General features: G+C 72.0%; 21 protein-coding genes and 2 pseudogenes. 15 read left to right on the top strand and 8 right to left on the bottom strand.

Translation table 11 applies throughout. The features are described from left to right. Positions 1–266 precede the first annotated feature (266 nt). The 3 genes and pseudogenes from V2W30_RS41705 to V2W30_RS31680 form a co-directional block, all read left to right on the top strand. Entirely contained in the window at positions 267–395 is a 129-nt protein-coding gene (locus V2W30_RS41705; RefSeq protein ID WP_425244619.1) for a LuxR C-terminal-related transcriptional regulator, read from the top strand. Between the two features lie 76 nt (positions 396–471). Next, positions 472–1,234: pseudogene (locus V2W30_RS31685) on the top strand (histidine kinase); the annotation flags it as partial. A 501-nt stretch (positions 1,235–1,735) separates the two neighbouring features. Continuing rightward, positions 1,736–1,927: pseudogene (locus tag V2W30_RS31680) on the top strand (CorA family divalent cation transporter); the annotation flags it as partial. Positions 1,928–1,987: 60 nt separating this feature from the next. On the opposite strand, the gene V2W30_RS31675 reads toward V2W30_RS31680, so the two are convergent. Continuing rightward, on the bottom strand, positions 1,988–3,100 hold the full coding sequence (locus V2W30_RS31675; protein ID WP_338701924.1) for a helix-turn-helix domain-containing protein: 1,113 nt from the start codon (positions 3,098–3,100) through the stop codon (positions 1,988–1,990). Between the two features lie 162 nt (positions 3,101–3,262). Between V2W30_RS31675 and V2W30_RS31670 the strand changes: the two genes are divergently transcribed. Further along, a complete protein-coding gene (locus V2W30_RS31670) occupies positions 3,263–4,231 on the top strand; it encodes an alpha/beta hydrolase (protein ID WP_338701922.1) in 969 nt (322 codons plus the stop codon). Positions 4,232–4,791: 560 nt separating this feature from the next. After that, complete coding sequence (locus V2W30_RS31665; RefSeq protein WP_338701920.1) at positions 4,792–5,673, top strand: alpha/beta hydrolase; 882 nt, start codon at positions 4,792–4,794, stop codon at positions 5,671–5,673. A 340-nt stretch (positions 5,674–6,013) separates the two neighbouring features. On the opposite strand, the gene V2W30_RS31660 is transcribed toward V2W30_RS31665, so the two are convergent. Beyond that, a complete protein-coding gene (locus V2W30_RS31660) occupies positions 6,014–7,003 on the bottom strand; it encodes a helix-turn-helix domain-containing protein (RefSeq protein WP_338701919.1) in 990 nt (329 codons plus the stop codon). Between the two features lie 401 nt (positions 7,004–7,404). Here V2W30_RS31660 and V2W30_RS31655 point away from each other — a divergent pair, with 401 nt between their 5' ends. The 6 genes from V2W30_RS31655 to V2W30_RS31630 all read left to right on the top strand — a co-directional run bounded on the left by V2W30_RS31655 (position 7,405) and on the right by V2W30_RS31630 (position 10,733). Then, positions 7,405–7,566, top strand: a complete 162-nt coding sequence (locus V2W30_RS31655; protein ID WP_338701917.1) for a hypothetical protein — start codon at positions 7,405–7,407, stop codon at positions 7,564–7,566. A gap of 4 nt (positions 7,567–7,570) precedes the next feature. Next, a complete protein-coding gene (locus V2W30_RS31650) occupies positions 7,571–8,176 on the top strand; it encodes a sulfite oxidase-like oxidoreductase (protein ID WP_338701916.1) in 606 nt (201 codons plus the stop codon). After that, positions 8,173–8,910: a ferredoxin reductase gene (locus V2W30_RS31645; RefSeq protein WP_338701915.1), complete on the top strand. Its 738-nt coding sequence runs from the start codon at positions 8,173–8,175 to the stop codon at positions 8,908–8,910. Before V2W30_RS31650 ends, V2W30_RS31645 begins: the two co-directional genes overlap by 4 nt. A 54-nt stretch (positions 8,911–8,964) precedes the next feature. Beyond that, a complete protein-coding gene (locus tag V2W30_RS31640) occupies positions 8,965–9,252 on the top strand; it encodes a DUF6510 family protein (protein ID WP_338701914.1) in 288 nt (95 codons plus the stop codon). A gap of 136 nt (positions 9,253–9,388) precedes the next feature. Then, positions 9,389–9,790 (top strand): BlaI/MecI/CopY family transcriptional regulator, encoded by a 402-nt coding sequence (locus V2W30_RS31635; protein WP_338701912.1) that lies wholly within the window; start codon positions 9,389–9,391, stop codon positions 9,788–9,790. A 4-nt stretch (positions 9,791–9,794) separates the two neighbouring features. Beyond that, positions 9,795–10,733: a M56 family metallopeptidase gene (locus tag V2W30_RS31630; RefSeq protein ID WP_338701910.1), complete on the top strand. Its 939-nt coding sequence runs from the start codon at positions 9,795–9,797 to the stop codon at positions 10,731–10,733. 52 nt (positions 10,734–10,785) lie between these two features. Here the strand turns inward: V2W30_RS31630 and V2W30_RS31625 are convergent, their stop codons facing one another. Further along, positions 10,786–11,241 (bottom strand): tellurite resistance TerB family protein, encoded by a 456-nt coding sequence (locus tag V2W30_RS31625; RefSeq protein WP_338701908.1) that lies wholly within the window; start codon positions 11,239–11,241, stop codon positions 10,786–10,788. A gap of 360 nt (positions 11,242–11,601) precedes the next feature. Between V2W30_RS31625 and V2W30_RS31620 the strand changes: the two genes are divergently transcribed. Then, the gene (locus tag V2W30_RS31620) at positions 11,602–12,591 is read left to right on the top strand and encodes a sporulation protein (RefSeq protein ID WP_338701906.1); all 990 of its coding nucleotides are present in this window, start codon (positions 11,602–11,604) and stop codon (positions 12,589–12,591) included. 1 nt (position 12,592) lies between these two features. Continuing rightward, positions 12,593–12,829, top strand: coding sequence for a twin-arginine translocase TatA/TatE family subunit (locus V2W30_RS31615; protein WP_338701904.1), 237 nt, complete (start codon positions 12,593–12,595; stop codon positions 12,827–12,829). A 302-nt stretch (positions 12,830–13,131) separates the two neighbouring features. Here V2W30_RS31615 and V2W30_RS31610 read toward each other — a convergent pair whose 3' ends face one another. From V2W30_RS31610 to V2W30_RS31595, 4 genes are all read right to left on the bottom strand, one after another. Beyond that, a complete protein-coding gene (locus V2W30_RS31610; RefSeq protein WP_338701902.1) occupies positions 13,132–13,782 on the bottom strand; it encodes a class I SAM-dependent methyltransferase in 651 nt (216 codons plus the stop codon). Positions 13,783–13,976: 194 nt separating this feature from the next. Continuing rightward, on the bottom strand, positions 13,977–14,168 hold the full coding sequence (locus V2W30_RS31605; RefSeq protein WP_338701900.1) for a hypothetical protein: 192 nt from the start codon (positions 14,166–14,168) through the stop codon (positions 13,977–13,979). A gap of 65 nt (positions 14,169–14,233) precedes the next feature. Then, positions 14,234–15,286: a glycosyltransferase family 2 protein gene (locus V2W30_RS31600; protein ID WP_338701898.1), complete on the bottom strand. Its 1,053-nt coding sequence runs from the start codon at positions 15,284–15,286 to the stop codon at positions 14,234–14,236. Between the two features lie 197 nt (positions 15,287–15,483). Beyond that, the gene (locus tag V2W30_RS31595; RefSeq protein ID WP_338701896.1) at positions 15,484–16,239 is read right to left on the bottom strand and encodes a response regulator transcription factor; all 756 of its coding nucleotides are present in this window, start codon (positions 16,237–16,239) and stop codon (positions 15,484–15,486) included. Between the two features lie 234 nt (positions 16,240–16,473). Here V2W30_RS31595 and V2W30_RS31590 point away from each other — a divergent pair, with 234 nt between their 5' ends. Further along, on the top strand, positions 16,474–16,914 hold the full coding sequence (locus tag V2W30_RS31590) for a DUF6325 family protein (RefSeq protein ID WP_338701894.1): 441 nt from the start codon (positions 16,474–16,476) through the stop codon (positions 16,912–16,914). Between the two features lie 92 nt (positions 16,915–17,006). Continuing rightward, a complete protein-coding gene (locus tag V2W30_RS31585; protein WP_338701892.1) occupies positions 17,007–17,348 on the top strand; it encodes an SHOCT domain-containing protein in 342 nt (113 codons plus the stop codon). Positions 17,349–17,368: 20 nt separating this feature from the next. On the opposite strand, the gene V2W30_RS31580 is transcribed toward V2W30_RS31585, so the two are convergent. Next, positions 17,369–19,084, bottom strand: a complete 1,716-nt coding sequence (locus tag V2W30_RS31580) for an aldehyde dehydrogenase family protein (protein WP_338701890.1) — start codon at positions 19,082–19,084, stop codon at positions 17,369–17,371. Positions 19,085–19,145: the final 61 nt, after the last annotated feature.

Below are 19,145 nucleotides of genomic sequence, written 5' to 3'. Positions count from 1 at the left end.
TTCATCACTTTGCGATGTCCCACGACGATCGAATCCACGACCCATCGCGTTGATGAATCCCGTAGCCGCCTGACGAGAAAGATCCCCCGCCCCCTGAGTGAGGCGACAACCTCGGCAGCTCGGAGTGTGGCCGACCGGTCTCCCGGCAGGCGGCGTGGCCATGTCCCCGAAAGCCTCACGCGCTCTGCTGCGCAACCACCCGGGAGCGGGCGGCCCCAGGACGCGGACGTGGCAGGAGTGGCCTGCTCAGCGACCGCGAAAGCGACGTGCTCATCCTGATCACGGAAGTGCTCTCCAACGCCGACATCGGCACCCACATCCACCTGAACGCGGGCACGGTCAAGGACCACGGCAGCTTGATCCTGACCAAATTACGGGTCTCCAGCCGCGCCTAGGCCTCGCTCCTCGCCGAGCGCGCCGGACTGCTCAGCGGCAGCGAGTACAGCGACCCGCAGAACGGGGCGGCGGGCGATGAGCACCGCCCTGACAGTGTGGCGGCGGGTACCGCCCTGGGCCCTCGACACGGCCCTCGTCGCACTGGCCGCGCTCGATGCATGGATCAACCCCTTCAACGAGGACACCGCCTCGTTCATGTGGGCCTGCGCCGCCCTGGGCTGCGCCGCCCTGTTCCTGCGCGGGCGCTTCCTCCCTGACCGTCTTCCTGCTGACCCTGCCCATGCTCGTGTTCATGGACGTGGCAGTCGCGCCGTTCGCCGCCCTGTACACCCTGGCCGCGCACTCCCGTAACCGCCCGCTGCTGGCCGGCTGCGCCCTGCTCAACGCCGCGGTCAGCACTCTGACGTGGCCGCCTGTCCGGCACGTTCTCCGGCGACCAGACCTGGACGCTCGCCCAGTTCGCCTACACGCTGGCCACGGCCGCAGCCCCGGTCCTGATCGGCCAGCTGGTCCAGGCCAGACGCGACGTGGCCCGCCAGCGCGCCGAGGCCGAGGAGGCCCGCGAACACGAACGCGCCCTGTACGCCCAGACCGTCCTCGCCCGCGAACGCGCCCAACTGGCCTGCGAGATGCACGACGTCGTCTCCCCCCAGGTCAGCCTCATCGCCGTACAGCCGGAGCACTCCAGGTCGCCGCCAGCGACCCGCGGGCCCGCGACGGCGCCCGCGCCACCCGCACCCTGAGCGTGAACACCCTCGACGAACTGCGCCACATGGTCACCCTGCTGCGCGCCTCCGGCGGAAGGGAACCCGAGCTCACCCCGCACCCCACCCTCGCCGCCGAGCCCGCTCGGCAAGGCGGATTCGAAGTCGGCCTGCGGGCGCCCTCGCGGCCCGCCTGAGGACGCCCCATCAGAACGAGCGTCACGAGCGTCTTTCGGCGTCAAGGACTGGCCCGTAACGCCCACACCGCATATAACGCGCACACTCAAAACCGCAGCTCAGGCCCCCTTAGCCACCGGCTCGAGAATCGCCACGCACTCCACATGATGCGTCATCGGGAACAGGTCGAGCCGCCTCCACCCTGCGAGCCCAACTGGCACCAACATAGGGGCCCGGTCGTTGCGTGGAGTGACCGGGCAACGGGCCTTCGAGCCCATCCGGCACGGCCCACCAGACAAGCTCGCTGGGGAGAATCTGGGGAGAATCGAGCTTCCTGGGGAGCGCGTGGGGAGAACCGGCCGCATAGAGCTGACCGAGCGTGAAAGACCCAGAAAGAGGCATCACACCAGGTCAAGGCACCCCTGTAGTGCAAATGCCCTGGTCAACGGGGTGCGGTAGAGGACTTCAAGAAGATCTCGTCGTGGGCGGCGATCCTGTTCGCTCCGACGCTGGTGGGGACGATCTACGGCATGAACTTCGAGAACATGCCGGAGCTGGGGTGGGGGTTCGGCTATCCGTTCGCGATCGGGCTGATGGCGGTGGTGTGCGTGAGCCTGTACTTCATCTTCAAGCGGCGGGACTGGCTGTAGCGCACGCCCGAGAAACGGACCGGCTCCACGACGCGTGACCGGACAGCGGTGAGAGCCGCCTCAGCCCTCTCGAACCGTACGTCGCCCCGTCAGGCCCGCGGTCATGCTCTGAATCGATCGTTGATCGGCGGGACGGGTCCGGAGGCGACGCCACTCGCTCGGGGTGGTCCCGTAGGCGGCGCGGAAGCGCCGGGTGAAGTGGCTGGGGCTGGTGAAGCCGCAGCGGGCCGCGACCGCGGAGACGGGCAGCGCGGCGTGGCGGGGTGAGGCCAGGAGCCGGCACGACGCCTCCAGTCGCTCGGCGATGAGCCACTGTTCGAGTCGGATGCCCGCGCGTCCGAGCACGACGTACAGCTGCCGTTTGGAGACGGCGTGTGCCGCGGCGATGCGTTCCGGCCCGAGGTCGGGGTCGGTGAGGTGGCGGCGCGCGTACGCCATGATCCGGGTCGCCAGGGAGTTGTCCATGGCCTCCCTGACCCGTCGGTCCCGTTCGTCGTGTGCCGCCGAGGTCAGCAGGGCGCGTACGAGGTCGGCGGTGGCGTTGGCGAGGGCGCCTGCTCCGGGGTCCGTTTCAAGGCGTCCCGGGTTCCGGAAGAGCGACCGCAGGTGCCCGAACAGCAGGTCGTGCACGGGGCTGGAGCGAAGCCGTACGGAGGCCCGTGTCACCGTGTCCACCGGCAGGCCGAGGTGCTCCGCGTCGACCGTGAGGGCCTGTGAGGCGCCGCGTCCGGACCAGCCGTAGACGCGTGGCGCGAGTTCGTGGAAGACGCAGATGTCCTGCGGGCCGAGAGTGGAGCGGGTGCCCGCCTGTTCGGCCCGGTGGATGCCCTGGGTCTGGAGCGAGACCGACACCACGGGGCGGTCCCGGTGGTGGCGTACGTGTCTGGCCGTGCGGCGGACCTCGAGCCCGGAGCTCCGCATGTCGAAGAGGTCCAGACTGCCCACTCGCCAGCCTTCGATGCGGGCGCTGATCCCCTTCTCGCCCTCCTCGTGGACAATCTCGTTCGGCACGGAATCGGCCGTCATCGCGTGGCGGAACGCGTCCGCCCGCTCGCGCGGCCCGAAGTCCTCCAGGTCCAGCAGCAACACGAACCAGCCCTCCAGCACGGTCTCGGGGTGCGGGGGCGCCCATCCTCCCGGTGACACCGGGCGCCCGGTTGCTCTCCCGTGCACGGGGCTGTTCCTCCCGTGCCCTCGCGGCAGGAGCCGGCCCTGCGTGTCGGGGCAGCAGGCCGGCACGCACAGGCAACCGGCCCGCACACCGGACCTCTAGCTTCGGATGTGCGCCGCTTCACCGCTGCGGCGTGCACCTCGACACGCAGAGAGGCCCGATCCGTGACTGACCACGCATTTGTCGCGCCGGTTCTGGAACCCCAGGCCGCCGCCTTCGCCGCGGCGACCGGCACACCGCCGTTCCTGTTCCAGCTGTCTCCGGACGAGGGCCGCAAGGCCGTCGAGGAGGTTCAGTCCGGCGACGTGGACCTGCCCGCGGCCGATGAGGAGTGGGTGAGCGTTCCTGGCGGCCCGACCGGCGAGGTGCGGGCACGGATCGTGCGGCCCGCCGGCGCCCGAGGCGACCTGCCCGTGGTCGTCTTCGTGCACGGCGCGGGCTGGGTCTTCGGCAGCGCCCGTACCCACGACCGGCTGGTGCGTGAACTGGCGGTCGGCACCGGTGCCGCCGTGGTCTTCCCCGAGTACGACCTCTCCCCGGAGCACCGCTACCCGGTGGCCGTCGAGCAGGTGTGGACCGTGGCCCGCTGGGTCGTCACCGACGGTGCCACACACGGGTTGGACGCCAGCAGGATCGCGGTCGCCGGCGACTCCGTGGGCGGCAACATGAGCGCCGTACTGACCTTGCTCGCGAAGGAACGCGGCGGCCTCACCCTTGCCCACCAGGTGCTCTTCTACCCGGTGACCGACGCCCGTTTCGACACCGACTCCTACCGGCAGTTCGCCGAAGGCTACTTCCTGCGGCGCGACGGCATGCAGTGGTTCTGGGACCAGTACACCACCGACGAAAACCGGCGCAGAGAGATCACCGCCTCCCCGCTGCGGGCCTCTGTCGAACAGCTCAGCGGCCTTCCCCCGGCGCTGGTGATCACCGCCGAGGCCGACGTGCTGCGCGACGAGGGCGAGGCGTACGCCGCCAGGCTGCGGGAGGCCGGTGTCGAGGTGACGGCCATCCGCGTCCAGGGTGTCATCCACGACTTTGTCCTGCTGAACGCGCTGCGCGGCACCCAGGGCGCGGAGGTGGCCATCACGCTGGCCATCGCCACCCTGCGCAAGGCCCTCGCCGCCCGCTGACCGTGGCGGCCGGCGGGTGGGCACCTGCCGCGGGGCGGGTCCTGGCGGCCGAAGCGCGGCTGTTCCCCCGCCCGAGGAGACCCCATGGCCATCGGCGACACCGGCGCCGAGGGGCCCGGTCCCTTGATCCGGCCCGACGGAGGCCGCCACCACGAGGGCGCCCTGCGCGACAGGACCCGCATCACCCTGCGGCCCATCGCCTCGCCATCGCCGCTGGGCTTCTCCACCGTGGCGACCGCCTCGACCGTCGTCGGGCCGCCTCCCGATCGGCCTGTTCGCGGACGGCGCCGAGCACGCCGTCCGCGTGGGCAAGTTCACCGCCCTCGGCGTCGACGCCGAGGTCGTTGCCCGCGGCAGCGGCGCAGCAGGGTTGTCGAGTGGTCCCCAGCCTCAACGACCCACACCTGCACGTCGTCCGGGATGGTCTCCGCTACGTGCGGGGGCTGCGGTGGGCTCCTCCCACCTCCCGACGCACAGCAGGCCCGACGCCGTCACCGACCTGATCCGCTCCACCGCCCACACCGTCAATCCCTGTCCTGCACCACCTCAAGGAGCTGTCCATGTCCTCCCCCGAAGCCCCCGCCTCCGCCTCCGCCTCCGCACGTGACCTCGCCCAGATAGAGGCGGCCAACTCCACCGGCCGCATCCCCGTCGTCTTCATCCACGGCCTGTGGCTGCTGCCCACCAGTTGGAACCGCTGGGCCACCGTCTTCGAGCAGGCCGGCTTCGCGCCGGTCCTGCCGGGCTGGCCCGACGATCCCGACACCGTCGAGGACGCACACGCGCACCCGGAGGTGTTCGCGAACAAGAGCGTGGGCCAGGTCGCCGATCACTTCTGCGACCTGATCGGCCGCCTGGACCGCAAACCCGTGGTGATCGGCCACTCCTTCGGCGGGCTGATCACCCAGATCACCGCCGGACGCGGCCTCTCCCAGGCATCGGTGGCGATCGACCCGGCACCCTTCCGCGGCGTGCTGCCGCTGCCGCTGTCCTCCCTGCGGGCCGCGAGCGCCGTGCTCGGCAACCCGGCCAACTACCACCGGGCCGTGCCGCTCACCTTCGACCAGTTCCGCTACGCCTTCGCCAACGCCGTCAGCGAGGAGGAGGCCCTGGAGCTGTACGGCGCCTTCGCGGTGGCCGCGCCGGGCGAGCCGCTCTTCCAGGCCGCCGCAGCCAACCTCAACCCCTGGACCGAGGCGAAGGTCGACACCCACGCGGCCGACCGCGGACCGCTGCTGATCCTCTCGGGGCAGAAGGACAACACCGTGCCCTGGGCCATTGCCCACGCCGCCTACAAGAAGCAGGCGCAGAACGAGCACGCCGTCACCGAGATCACCGAGATTCCCGACCGGGGCCACTCCCTGACCATCGACAGCGGCTGGCACGAGGTCGCCGACACCGCGCTCACCTTCCTCCGCCGTTTCGTCGACCCCACCACCTGACATCCCGGCCGACAAACCCCCGGACCGCCCCGGCGCACCGCGGGCCCGGTCTGTGAACACCAGGGCGACGCGACGAGCCCCCTCGAAGGAGCCGCCGGAAACCCCTGGTCGCCTGGGCACGACAGGGACGCGTCGGCACGGCCACCACGGTGTCCGCCGCCGGTGTTCTCAACAGCACCCGCCTGTCCACCGTCATCGGCCTCCCGTGCGGAGCGGCGGACTCCATGGGCCACGGCCACCTGTCAGGAACCGGCTCGCCGGGCGGCTACGTGATCCCGCCCGCGCACACGCCCGCCGGGGCGGGGCCGAAACCGGCGCCCTCCGCCCCGCCCACCCCCGGTCACGGGCCGAAAACGCCCTGGCTCCCAGCGCTGCCGGCGTGCAGCGCGCGCCAGTCGCTGGGGGTGATCCCGAAGGCCGTCCTGAAGGCACGACTGAAGTGGGCGGCGTTCGGGAAGCCCCACCGGTACCCGATCGCGGCGATCGACCTGTGCTGTGCCGAGGCGGAGGCGAGTTCCGCCCGACAGCGTTCGAGGCGCTGCGACCGGATCCACTCGCCCAGGTGCACACCGTTTCGGGACAGGACCTTGTACAGCTGGCGCAGCGAGACGTGGTGGTGGGCGGCGACGCGAGCCGGCGTCAGGTCGTGGTCACCGAGGTGGGCCCGGACATGGTCCATGACCCGCAGACACAGGGTCTCGTCCGCGGCCTGGAAAGCCGTGCGCTGCTCACCGAGCCGGGCCGCGACGAGAGCACGCAGCATCTCAATGCCCGGCCTGCCCGCCGCCTCCAAGTCGTGGGCGGGAGACGGCGCGGGCCCCGCCTGCCGGCGGGCGATTCGCCGCAGACACGTGGCGGTGAGGTCGGCCAGCGGGTCCCGGCGACTGAACGGCACCGCGGTCGCCAGCTTCAACAGCCCTTCCGGGAGCGCGAGTTCGGCGCGCGGGATCCGGAAGTAGTGCTGATGGATACCGTCCCTGTTCAGAAGCGTGTAGGGGCGGGTGGTGTCGTACAGCGCCAGATCGCCGGGCCGCAGCACGGCCTCCCTGCCGTCCTGCACGACCACGCTGCTTCCGGTGACCTGCAGCCCGACGAACACGCTCGGCTCCATGTCGTCCCGGGCAAGTACGGGAGTCCGCCTCACGATGGTGGCGTTGGCACGCACCGAGCAGACGGTCAACGGCCCGACACGGCTGATCACCCCTGCGGTGCGGATGAGCCGTGGGTCGGGCTGATGGGTGATCTCCACCCGCACCACGCTGCTCCAGATCACCTCGCGAATCGCCTCCGCCCGCTCGCCAGGCGCCATGACCGTGCTGTCGATCAACATCTGCCGGTCGCCTCCCCCGGCGCCGCTCGACGGGCCGGCGCCTGAGCAAAGTCAAACGGGTGGCGGCACCGGTGACAAGGCACGGTCCGGCTGAGCGTCTCAGCGTGAGTTCGGCTGCGGGCCGTGCCCCAGGCTGCGTATCGATCTTGTTCCTGAAGTCCTGACGCGCCCCCACCCACCACGTCGCCCTGCCCTCACCGTCGGTTCCGAAGCCGAACCAGCGGCGCCCGCTTGCGCCGTCGCCCGTGGCAGGGAACATGGATTCGAGGCTTCGGAGGGGGTGGGCCTCGTCGCGAGGCGTCCGCACACAGTGGAGTACGGATGGAAGCACTCCGACGAGCTCCGCGAGGCCGGGGGCGAGGTCAGAAGAAGCCGACGTCAGAAGACGCCAAGGAGATGCCATGACCGACGATCCCCACGACGCGTGGACCCGGCGCCTGCCGGCCCTCGGTCCCGGGATCTCCCAGGACAGCGCCCGGCAGTTCGTCAGCGACCTCTACGCCCACGCTCAGTCCGGCCTGGACGACGAGCGGGCGGAGGCCGAATTCGAACGGGAGGAGTAGTCCCATGGCCAGTCTGTCGCCCGGCTTCCATGGACGCGGCAGCCGCAGCCTCGTGGATCGCCTGCCGCCGGGCCAGTACCCCACGGAGTCCTTCCCCGTGCTCTCGGCCGGTCCGACCCCGCACCTGCCCACGGAGCGCTGGTCCTTCACCGTCACCGGTGAGACCGGTGCGAGCCGGAGCTGGACGTGGGAGGAGATGACGGCGCTGCCGCAGGAACAGCCGGTCGTCGACATCCACTGCGTGACGCGCTGGTCCAAGTTCGACACCCGATGGCAGGGCGTCTCCCTCGATGTCCTGACCGACGAGGTCCCGACCTCCGCCGACTTCGTCGTCGCGGAGTCCTTCGACGGCTACACCACCAACCTGCCCCGCGCCGACATCACCGGTGGCCGGGCCTGGCTCGTCCACTCCTTCGACGGCTATCCGCTGGCGCCGGACCACGGCGGCCCCGCGCGGCTGCTGATCCCGCACCTGTACTTCTGGAAGTCGGCCAAGTGGGTCAAGGGCCTGCGCTTCACGACCGACAACGAGCCGGGGTTCTGGGAGCGGGGCGGCTACCACGACTACGGCGACCCCTGGCGTGAGCAGCGCTACCGGGGTGACCTGTGACCACCCCTGTCGTCCACCGCGACGCCCCGAAGGGAGGCTGGCGCCGGGCCAGGCTGACCGCGCGGGAGGACCAGACGGCGACCGGTCGCACGCTCCGCTTCCATGTGCCCGGCTGGCCGGGGCACCGGCCGGGCCAGCACCTCGACGTGCGGCTGACCGCCGACGACGGCTACCAGGCCGTCCGCAGCTACTCCCTGGCGGCGCCCGCCGACGGCGACACCGTCGAACTGGGCGTCCAGAGCGCGCCCGACGGCGAGGTGTCCCCTTATCTGAACGACGTCCTGCCCCTCGATGCCGAGGTCGAGGTCAAGGGGCCGCTGGGCGGATGGTTCGTGTGGACGCCTCAGGACCGGGGTCCGCTGCTTCTCGTCGCCGGCGGTTGCGGCATCGTCCCTCTCATGGCGATGCTCCGCGCGCGGCGCGCGGCCGGTCCCGACGGCGACCCGTGCGCGCTGCTCTGTTCCGTCCGTGGCCCGGACAACCTCTGGTACGCGAAGGAGCTCGCCGACCCGGTCGGCGGTGAGGACATCCGCGTCCTCTACACGCGCCGGGCACCCGCAGGTGCGGGCCGTCCGGCGCACCGCATCACACCGGACGACCTCAACGGTCTGCCCGCGTCACCGGACACTCGCTGCTACGTCTGCGGCCCGACCGGCTTCGTCGAGCGCGCCGCCGACCTCCTCCAGTCCCTCGGGCACCCGCCGGACACCATCCGGACCGAACGGTTCGGCTGACCCTGACCAGCCGTGCGGCCTCCCCTCTCCACCCGCGACACGAGGGAAACCACCATGAACCAGCGACCTCCACTCCACCTCGACGGCAACTGCCTGGCGGGGCCGCTCTCCCAGGTCTTCGCGCTCGACCCCACCACGGCGCGCTGGTGGTGCCCGGAGTGCCGCACCCCGTCCTCGGTCGGTGAACTGCACGTCTACGGCCCCGAACCCGGCCTCACCGGCCGCTGCCCCGGCTGCGCGCAGCTCGCCCTCCGCGTCGTCACCCAGCCCGGCCACCTCTGGCTCCAACTCGGCACCGGCCAGGGCGCCTTCAGGTTCGTACTGCCCCCGTCCTCGTCGTAGCGGCGCAGTTCCACTCGCGTTCCCGGAACGGGAACCCGCCCGTCCTCCGCACGAGCCGATAGGGGCCCGGCACCGGTGTACGCGTGACCTCCTGGGCCCGAGCGGCGATGATGGCAGACCCACTACCGCACCGAGCATGAGGAGCACCGTGCCGGATCCACGCCATCGATCCCATCGACGCGCCCAGGGCGAGCTGGAGGCACAGGTCCTGGCCGTGCTGCGGACCGCGGACGCCCCGCGGACCGCCGGCTGGGTGCGTGACCGGCTCGGCGGCGATCTCGCCCACACCACGGTGCTCACGATCCTGGGCCGGCTGCACTCCAAGGACGCGGTCTCCCGCGGCCGGGAGGGTCGCTCGTTCGTGTGGACAGCCATCTCCGACGAAGCCGGTCTCGCCGCTCTGAAGATGCGCAGGGTGCTGGACGCCGAGCCGGACCGGGAGGCCGTGCTGGCCAGTTTCGTCACGTCCTTGTCCGTGGGTGACGAGCAGGTGATGCGCGACCTGCTGCGCCGTGCCGACGAGGAAGCGGCCGACTGACACCGTGGGGATCTTCGTCTTTCTGCCGCTGGTCCTGCCGCTCACGGCCTGGCCGGTGGCACGGCTCGCCGCCCACCGCCTCCCTCCGCGTACCGCGACCCGGCTCCTGACGGCGGTCGCCGCCGTGATGGCCACGTGCAGCACGGTGTGCCTGGCGTTGCTGATGGTGGTCGGCACCGCCCAACTCCCGGGCAATCCACTCCCCGACAGCTGGTCGGACCCCGAGGTGCGGGCCGCCGTGCCGCAGGACGAGATCGCGGGCGCGGTGGCCATCCCCGCCCTGCTGTCCGTCGTGGTCGCCTGCGCGCGCACGCTGTGGCGGCACGCCGCACTGCGGCGGCGCGCCCACCGGGCGCTCGCCGGCCTGCCGGGCACCGAGGCCGTGGTCCTGCCGGATGCGCGGCCGTACGCGTACGCCCTGCCGGCCTCGCGCACCGGGCGCGGCCGGATCGTCGTCAGTACGGCGCTGCTCGGGCACCTGCGGCCCGCCGAGCGGCGGGCCGTGTTCGCCCATGAGCGGGCCCATCTGGCGGCCCGGCACCACCGTCATCTGCTGACCGTCCGACTCGCGGCCCGCGCCAACCCCTTTCTGCGGCCGCTGAGTTCAGCCGTGGCGTACACCGCCGAACGGTGGGCCGACGAGGAGGCCGCCGAACGCGTCGGTGACCGCACGGTGGTCGCACGGGCCATCGGCAAGGTGGCGTTGTCCGGTGGCTCGGTGCGCGAGCCGGTGTTCGCCGCGCTGGCCGCGCCGGGTCCCGTGCCCCGCAGGGTCGCGGCCCTGCTCGCCCCGCCTCTTCGGGCGCCCGGCCGGTCCATGGCGTTCACCGGGGTGGGGCTCGCCGCGTGGACCGCCGCGGCCGGTGCGGTGACCTCCGCCGCCGCCTCCGCGAACTCGGCGCTGACGCTGGCGGCCGTGCTCCACGCGGCGACGCCGGTGTGACGCGGAAGGGGCCGGGCGGGCGCGGGCCCGCCCGGTCCTCGCACGGCGGCGTCTACAGGTCGAACTCGTGCGGCGGCAGGCCGAGCATCTGGCACGCCTCCCGTACGACGCCCCGCTCGGTCGCGTCGAAGTCGCCGTCGGCGCCGCCGATGACGATGCCGATCTGGACGACGGCGCGCGCCTCGGCTTCCTTCTTCTTCGCCTTGGCGATCTCCTGCAACACGCTGACCTTGCCGAAGTCGAAGTCGGCGACCAGCTTGTCCAGGTTGTCGTCGAAGCGGCGCTGAAGGTCGTCCGCGGGGAAGTTCTGCAACACCTCGTTGGAGGCGATCAGCTGGGCGACGCGGCGCCGCTCGGACGGGTCGATGGTGCCGTCGGCGGCGGCGACCAGGGCGCACATCGCCATGGAGGCGTCCCGGAAGGCGCCGGACTTGAGGTCGTTCTTCTTCGCCACGAGCTGCGTCTGCATCGTCGACGCGGATTCCTTGATGCGGTCCCACAGGGCCACGAGTGTTCCTCCGGTTGAGGGTGTGGTGCCGGGCTTCTTTTGTTCTACAGCAGTGTAGAAACTGGCGGGGGCGGGGAAAAGTTCCGCCCTTCCTGGGAGCGCGGGGCGGTACGGGCGTCGTCGAGCCGGGCGTCGGTCCGCACCCGGGTCGCGGCCGGTGGCCCCGAGGGTGTCCGCCTGGACGCTTCGGACGACGCCTTTCGGACTTTCCCGCCGTGCGACACCGTTCCGGCGTCGCGGCGGCGCGACCGCGGCCTATGCTCTACGCGGCTGTAGAACGCGGGCGCCTCCCCTGGGCGTTCCCCGGTGCCCGCACAGCTTTCCTCACCCTCGTACGCACATAAGGGAGTGAACGCCTCGATGGTGTTCAAACGACTGCTCGGCTCACTCGGCGTGGGCGGGCCCACCGTCGACACCGTCCTCGCCCCGGGGGCCACCGCCCCCGGCTCCACCCTCTCCGGCCAGGTCCATCTCAAGGGCGGCAGCGGCGACTTCGACATCGACCACATCACCCTGGAGCTCGTCGCCCGCGTCGAGGCCGAGCACGAGAGCGGGGAGAGCCAGGGGGTCGTGACCTTCGAACGGTTCGTCGTCGGCGGCGGCTTCCGGCTCGTCGCCGGCGCGGAGCACAGCGTGCCGTTCGCGGTCACGCTGCCCTGGGAGACCCCGATCACCGAGCTGTACGGGCAGGGCCTCGGCATCGTCCTCGGTGTGCGCACCGAACTCGCGGTCGCCGGGGCCAAGGACAAGGGCGATCTGGACCCGCTCGCCGTCGGCCCGCTGCCCGTCCAGGAGGCGATCCTCGAAGCCTTCGGACAGCTCGGCTTCGGCTTCGGGTCCGCCGACCTGGAGTACGGCCGCATCGGCGGCACCGGACAGCGGCTCCCCTTCTACCAGGAGATCGAGCTGACCCCGTCCCCGCGGTACGCCCACGCGGTCAACGAGATCGAGCTGACCTTCCTCGCCACCCCGGGCGACATGGAAGTGGTCCTGGAGGCCGACAAGCGCGGCGGTCTCTTCTCCGGCGGGCACGACGCGCTCACCCGCTTCGCCGTCGGCCACGACGCCGTCCAGCACCAGGACTGGAACACGCTGGTCGACGGCTGGGTGCGCCAACTGGTCGAGCACCGCTCGTCGTACGTCGGCCACTCCTCGTACGAAGCAGGCCACGGTGGCCACCCTCACCACGACGGCGGGCACCACCGCTCCGGCCCCGGTGTGGGCACGGCCGTCGCGGTCGGTGCGGCCGGGCTCGCCGTCGGTGTCGTCGGCGGCATGGTCGCCGCCGAAGTCGTCGACGAGGTGGGCGACTTCTTCGAGGGCGACGAGGACGAGGGCGGCGAGGACTGACATGTTCGGCATCAGTGAGATAGGCGTCGTCCTCCTCGTCATCGCCCTGCTTCTCTGCGCGAAGAAGCTGCCGGGACTGGTCCGCGGCGCGGGCAAGTCGGCACGCATCCTCAAGGCCGAGGCGAGGGCTCTCAAGGACGAGGACCACCGGGGCGGCGAGGCCGCCGGTCCGCCCCGGGTCATCCCCGGCGAGACCGTCCCTCCGCGCGACACCGGGCAGGGGGCGCGTCCCTCGTAAGGCGGACCGTCCCCGGGGCGGGACGCCGCCCCGGTCATGCCCCGGCGGGCCGGGCCCGTTCCGAGGAGGGGACCGTGGTGCGCACCGCCGGCGGTGACGTCGTACGGCTCCGGGCCGTGCCGCCCGCCGTCTCCGCCGGTGTGCGCCGCGTCGGGGCCTACGACAGCGCGGGGCACCAGGTCGCCGAACCAGGCGCGGGCCGCTGTGCCCCCACGTCGCGAACCGGCTCGACCGCGCTCGGCATCGCCTGCGCTCGGTCACAGCCGTGCGCCGCGGACACTCGCGCGTCCCGCCGTCGGGTCCTAGGCAGACCGCCGGGCCAGCAGGAGGGAGTCCTCGGCCTCGACCGGGCCGGTCTCGCGGTGCAGGGTGCGGGTGCGCTGCTCGACCACGACGGGCTCGAAGTCGTCCGGCAGGCCCGGGAGGAGTTCCGCGGCGAGGAACATCGCCTTGCGGTGGCTCTCGGCGAGCTGGGTGAACTCGTGGGACGGCGCGTGGCCGACGACCAGGAGCAGGCCGCCGGGGGCGACGGCTCCGGCGAGGCGGCGGGTCACCTCGACCATGCCGCCGTCGGGGGCGTGCAGGTAGTGGCTGGTGACCAGGTCGTACGCGCGGTCGCCCGCGTCGAAGGTCCGGGCGTCGACCCGCCACCAGTCGACGCGGTCGGCGAGGCCGGCCTGCTCGGCGTGGCGGGCGGCGCGGGCCAGGCCCTCGGCCGAGAAGTCGGCTCCGGTGACGCGCCAGCCCTGCCGGGCCAGCCAGACGACGTCGCCGCCCTCGCCGCAGCCGACGTCGAGCGCGCTGCCGGGGGTGAGGTCACCGGCGGCGGCGACGAGCTGCGGGTTGGGCTCGCCGCTCCAGAAGCGCTCCTGACCCGCGTACCGCTCGTCCCAGCCCGCCGGCTCGAACATCGCGGCGGCGGCCTGCTCGTCGTGGTCGTGGTGTCCTGACACCGAATGCCTCCCGTTGCTCGTACAGATACACGGCTGCGCGGATATCCAGCGCATGTGCAGCGGATACACCGACGCACGGATACGTGGGCCTGTGGATACGCGTGCGGCTCCCCGGCGCTGTGACGGGGTGCTCCGTCGATACTGCGCCGGTCCGCGGCCATCGGCACAAAAAGTTGCCGTAACGGCAAAGGGCGTCAGCGCGGGCCGGGGCCCCTGTCCTTCCCCTGCACCACCGGGACGAGGCTGCGTACCGCGAGGCCCGCGGCGATCAGGGTGAGGCAGCCGACGACGAGGCCGAGGATCGCGAGGGGGTTCGCTCCGGTGGCCGCGAGGACGCCGGTTCCGCCGCCGCCGAGTATCGCGGCGTCCGTGGGCTTTCCGTACATGGGGATCAACTCCTGTGGGTGAGGGGTGAGGGGTGATGGGTGTGGGGTGGAGGTGGTCGGGGGCGTCAGGTCGCCACCCAGTGGGCCTCTCGGCGCAGCAGCAGGTCGATGAGGGAGCGGACGAAGACGGCCTGCCGGAACGCGTCGTAGAGGAGTTCCGGGAGCAGGGGCAGCGCGAGGAGTGCGGCGCGCCAGCCGAGGCGGCGCACGGTCAGGGTGCGTTCGACGACGAAGAGCAGGGTGATCGCGGTCCAGAACAGGGACAGGCCGCCCCAGCCGACGATGGCCAGGTTCAGGACGGCGAACGTCGCGAACAGGGCGAGGGCGAGCGTGCCCGCGCCGAGCAGCAGCTGCTGGCGGAAGTAGGGGGCCGTGACCGGGGTCCAGCCGTAGTCGCGCAGGTTCTCCAGGGCGCCGCGCTGCCAGCGCAGGCGCTGGTGCCAGAGCTTGCGCACGGAGGGCATGACCTCGGTGGTCAGCCAGCAGCCGTCCGGGGAGACCGTGCGGTGGCCGAGCGTCTTGACGGCCTTGGTCATCTCGTCGTCCTCGGTGAGGGAGGCCAGCGAGTAGTGGCCCTCACCGCCGCCGATGGTGCCGGCGAGCCGTGCCTCGCGGACCTCGCGCAGGACGGAGGCGCGGAAGAGGGTGCCGGTGCCGGTGAGCACGACGGCCTCGTTCTTCTTGCGGCGTATCTCCAGGGCGTAGCGCTGGTACTCCATGCGCTGGAGCATCCCGAGCAGGCCGCCGCCCTTCTCGCCGTAGAAGATGCCGCCGACGGCGCCGACCGTCTCGTCCTCCAGGGCTTCGACGGCGCAGCGCACGAAGTCGGGGTTGAGGACGGTGTCGGCGTCCTGCACGAGGACCTGGGCGTCGTCGTCGAGCTCGGCGAGGAGCGGTACGAGCGCCTGGTTGAGGGCGCCGGCCTTCTTGTCCTCGTTGTCGACGGGCAGGAAGACCTCGGCGCCGCAGTACTGGGCGATGCGGGCGGTCCGGTCGTGGCAGTTGTCGGCCACGACGATGATGCGGTCGGGGCGCACGGTCTGGCGGTACAGGCCGGCGAGGGTGGCGACGATGCGGTCTTGTTCGTCGTGTGCGGGGATGAGCGCTACGAGTGTCATGGACGAGCTGTCCCTTGCTCTGTCGCTGTCGTGTGGCTGCCGCGGCCGGTGCCCGGTGCGACATCCATGACTCTGGGACGGCTCGGTGGCCCGATCGTCGTGCCCGGGTTGCGCGACGGTTGCCGGGCGGGGCGACGGGCGGGAGGGGACCTTCGGCCCGGGTCCTGGGGCACGGGCCCGGCACGGGGCGCCGGGCCCTACGACCTGGCGGCGCCCGGCGGCCGGTAGCGGTAGCCGATGCCGCGTACGGTCTCGATCGGGGCCTCGGCGCCGGTGGCCTGCTCGATGTGGCGGCGCAGTCGCAGCACCGTGTACTTGACCTTGGAGGGGCTGCCCTCGGGCCGGGTCCGCCAGGCCATGCGCAGCAGCTGGTCGCTGCCGAGCACCTGGCCCGCGTTGTAGGCGAGCGCGAACAGCAGGTCGAATTCCAGCGAGGACAGGGGCAGGAACGCGCTGTCCACGGAGGCCTCGCGGGCCGCCACGTCGAGCCGCAGGTAGCCGTCCTCCAGGAGCCGGTCGACCGGTTCGACGGGCCGGGCCCGGCGCAGCCGCGCGGTGATCAGCTCCCGGGCAAGGGGCATGGGCATGTCCAGCCAGAGCAGGTCGTCGGCGCCGGCCCGCAGGGCCCGCAGCGCCTCCTTCTCCCGGTACGCGCGGTCGACGGCCATGACCCGAAGGTCCTCGCTGATCTCCCGGACGCGTTGCAGCACCTCCCACGGTCCGGGATCGGTGATGCGCAGACCGAGCAGCATCAGGTCGGGCCGGTAGTGGTACAGGTCCCGCAGCGCGTCCCGTCCGCTGTGCACGAGGTGGAACGTGAACCGGGTGTCCTGGAGCTCTCGCACCATGGCCACGGGCGCGTCCGGTGGTGTCGCGACGAGCAGCAGCGGCAGCGCCCGCGACGGGGCGGTGCCGGGTCCGGTGCGCAGGGGCGTGTGGGGAGAGGTCCGCAACGGTGCTCCAGGTTGTTTCGCGTCGACCGGTGGTGCGGCGGTCCGCCGCCCGCACAGCCTGCGAAGACGAGCGGGGGCAACTCCCTCACCCGCCCCCGACACGCGGCGGGGCCACACATCTGCCGTAACGGGACCGTGAGGGCCCCGTTCGCCGGAGCGGGAAAAGGAACCTATGCTCCGGTTTATCCGAACTTGTACATCTTGCGCTTGTGCACCCTGGGAGGTGGCCGCTCCATGGCCAGTGGGCTGAATGCCGACACCGTCGGACCGGTGGACGTCGCCGTGGTCGCCTTCGACGGCAACCACTTCAACGGCGAGATCGTGCCCGCGCTGCGGGCGCTGCAACAGGACGGCACGGTCCGCATCCTCGACCTGACCTTCGTCAGGAAGTCGGCCGAGGGCTCGGTCGACGTCGTCGAGATCGCCGACGCCGAAGTGGCCGAGGAGTTCGGTCAGTTCGCCGACTCCCGGTTCGACCTGCTCAGCGACGAGGACCTCCAGAACGTCGCCGAGGGCCTCACGCCCGAGTCGTCGGCCGTGGTCCTGGTCTGGGAGAACACCTGGGCCGCCCGGCTCGGCGCCGCCGTGCGGGACTCGAAGGGCGAGATCCTGCTGCTCGAACGCATCCCGAGGGACGTCGTCGTCGAGGCCGTCGGCGCGCTCGACGCCGACTGAGACGACCCCGAGGTCCCGCCCCACGAGCGGCGGCACACCCGAAGAGCAGAGAACGTGAAGCACGTACGGACACACACGTAAGGAGAAGGCCAGTGTTGCCACGACGTATGGGACGGCCCGGTCTGCTGGGCACGATGGCGCGCACCGCCGTGATCACCGGCACCGCGACCGCGGTCTCCGGCCGCGTGCAGCGCCGCGGCGCGCAGCGCGAGATGGAGCGGGAGGCGAACGCCCAGGCCCAGCAGCAGGCGCTGGTGGACCAGGCGGCCGCCCAGGCCGCGGCGCAGAACGCCTACGCGCAGCAGCCGCCGCCCTCGGCCCCGGCCGCCACGGACCGGGTCGCGCAGCTGACGGCGCTCGCCGACCTCAAGGCGCAGGGCCTTTTGTCGGACGCGGAGTTCGCCACGGAGAAGGCCCGCATCCTCAACTCATGAGCGACAGCGGCCGCTCCCGTTCAGCCGCGCAGTGCCGACGCGAAGATGCCCGGCAGCCTCGTCACCCTCGGGTCCGTCGTGTAGGCGGTCAGGCGCCGCATCGTCGTCAGGCCCGTACGGTTGGTGACGTAGTACGGCGGGCGCGGTGACAGGGACGGCGAACCGGTGAGCAGGCCGCGCGGCGCGGGGGCGAACGGCGCGCGCAGCACCGTCTTCTCCACGTCCTCCAGCATGAAAGCGTTGTGCACGAAGCCGACGCCGCTGCCGATGTCCTGGCGGGTGTGGCCGGGGAACGCGCCCCACGGCGTGTAGCCGAGCAGGAAGCCGAACGCGGACCAGCAGTTGACGCCCAGCGTGCCGTAGCGCAGTTCGGCGACGGCCTCGTCGACGGCGGCGCGGTGGGCGCGCTCGGTGCGCGGGTGGACGAGCAGCGTGGCGCCGAGCGTGCCGGGGAGCCGGTCGTTGGCGAACTCCGTCGCCGTACGCAGGAATTGAGGGGCGTCCGCACCCGGCAGGCGGACGACGCCGAGGGCGCTGGCGAACACCTCGTCGGTGAGCATGACGTCGTCGAGGCCCTCGATGTCGGGGACCAGGACCCGGCAGGAGTCGTCGGCGCCGAGCGCTTCGGCCGCGGGGTGGGCGGCGGTGACCTTGCCGACGCGGTCGGCGGCGCCCGGGTAGTAGTCGGCGCGCGGCGGCAGTTCGCGCAGCACGCGGCGGATCTCGGCGAGCAGGCGCTCGGTGCCGTCCCAGTCCGCCGGCACCAACAGGACCTGTGTGGCGACGCAGTTGTGGCCGGAGTTGTTGAGCTTGCTGGTGACGATGTGCTCGGCCTGGAAGCGGAAGTCGGCGGCGCTCCACGGGCCCGGCGTCACGATGCACGGGCTGACGCCGCCCAGTTCGCTGGTGAACGGCTTCTCGTTGACGGGGGTGTTGGCCCGTCGGCGTTCCTCGGCGCGCTCGCCGGTGCCCCAGACGATCGCGTCGTGGGTGCGGTCGCTGCCGGTGACGTGGATGGTGTCGACGCCGTCGTGGGTGGTGAGGTACGCGCCCTCGGGGGCGCCGCCGTCGACGAAGCGGACCCAGCCGCGCTCCACGAACTCGGCGAAGACCTTCTCGAAGTGCGGGCGCAGATAAGCGTTGACGGGGTTCATCTTGGCGAGGACGACCTCGCCGTCCACGTACAGCTTGTGCACGATGTCGAGCGGGGTGATCGCGGCGACGTTGCCCGCGCCGAGCACCAGGGCGACGGACGGGTCGCCGGGGCGGCCGCGGTACTCCCCCGCCGCGCGGGCGAGGACCTGCTCGCGGGTGGTGCCGGGCAGCGTCCACACCTGCGCCGTGAAGCCGTTGAGCAGCAGCCGGTCGGAGGCGGTGGCGGGGAAGACGTCGACGACGGTGCGGCCCTCGCGGGAGCGGACGGCCCCGGCGTCCAGCGGATCGCGCCCGGCCGCGATGCGGCGCAGTACGTGCAGGTAGGCGCCGATGGTCTGGGCGAGCGCCCAGGGTGCGGTGATCCAGTCCTCGGCGGCCCACTGCGAGGTCTCCGGGTAGCCCTTGGCGGTGGCCGCGTCGGCGACCATCGCGGGGGCGCCCTCCGCGATCCGGGGCATCATCCGTTCCAGGAGGGCGATCCGCTCGGGCAGGGCTGTCCCGCTCCACGCCTCGGCGTGCTCGCGCAGCTCGTGGACGGCCTGGTCGAGCGGGGCGGTGTCGAGTACTGCTGGGGCGCTCACGGGTCAACTCCTAGAGGACATACAGGTGGTGGGGGGCGGCGGGGCGGCAGGGTCAGTGTGA

This window comes from Streptomyces sp. Q6 (genome assembly GCF_036967205.1).
GTDB lineage: Bacteria > Actinomycetota > Actinomycetes > Streptomycetales > Streptomycetaceae > Streptomyces > Streptomyces citrinus.
Note: the sequence above shows the minus strand (reverse complement) of the source record. Positions and strands in the feature narration are given on the sequence as shown.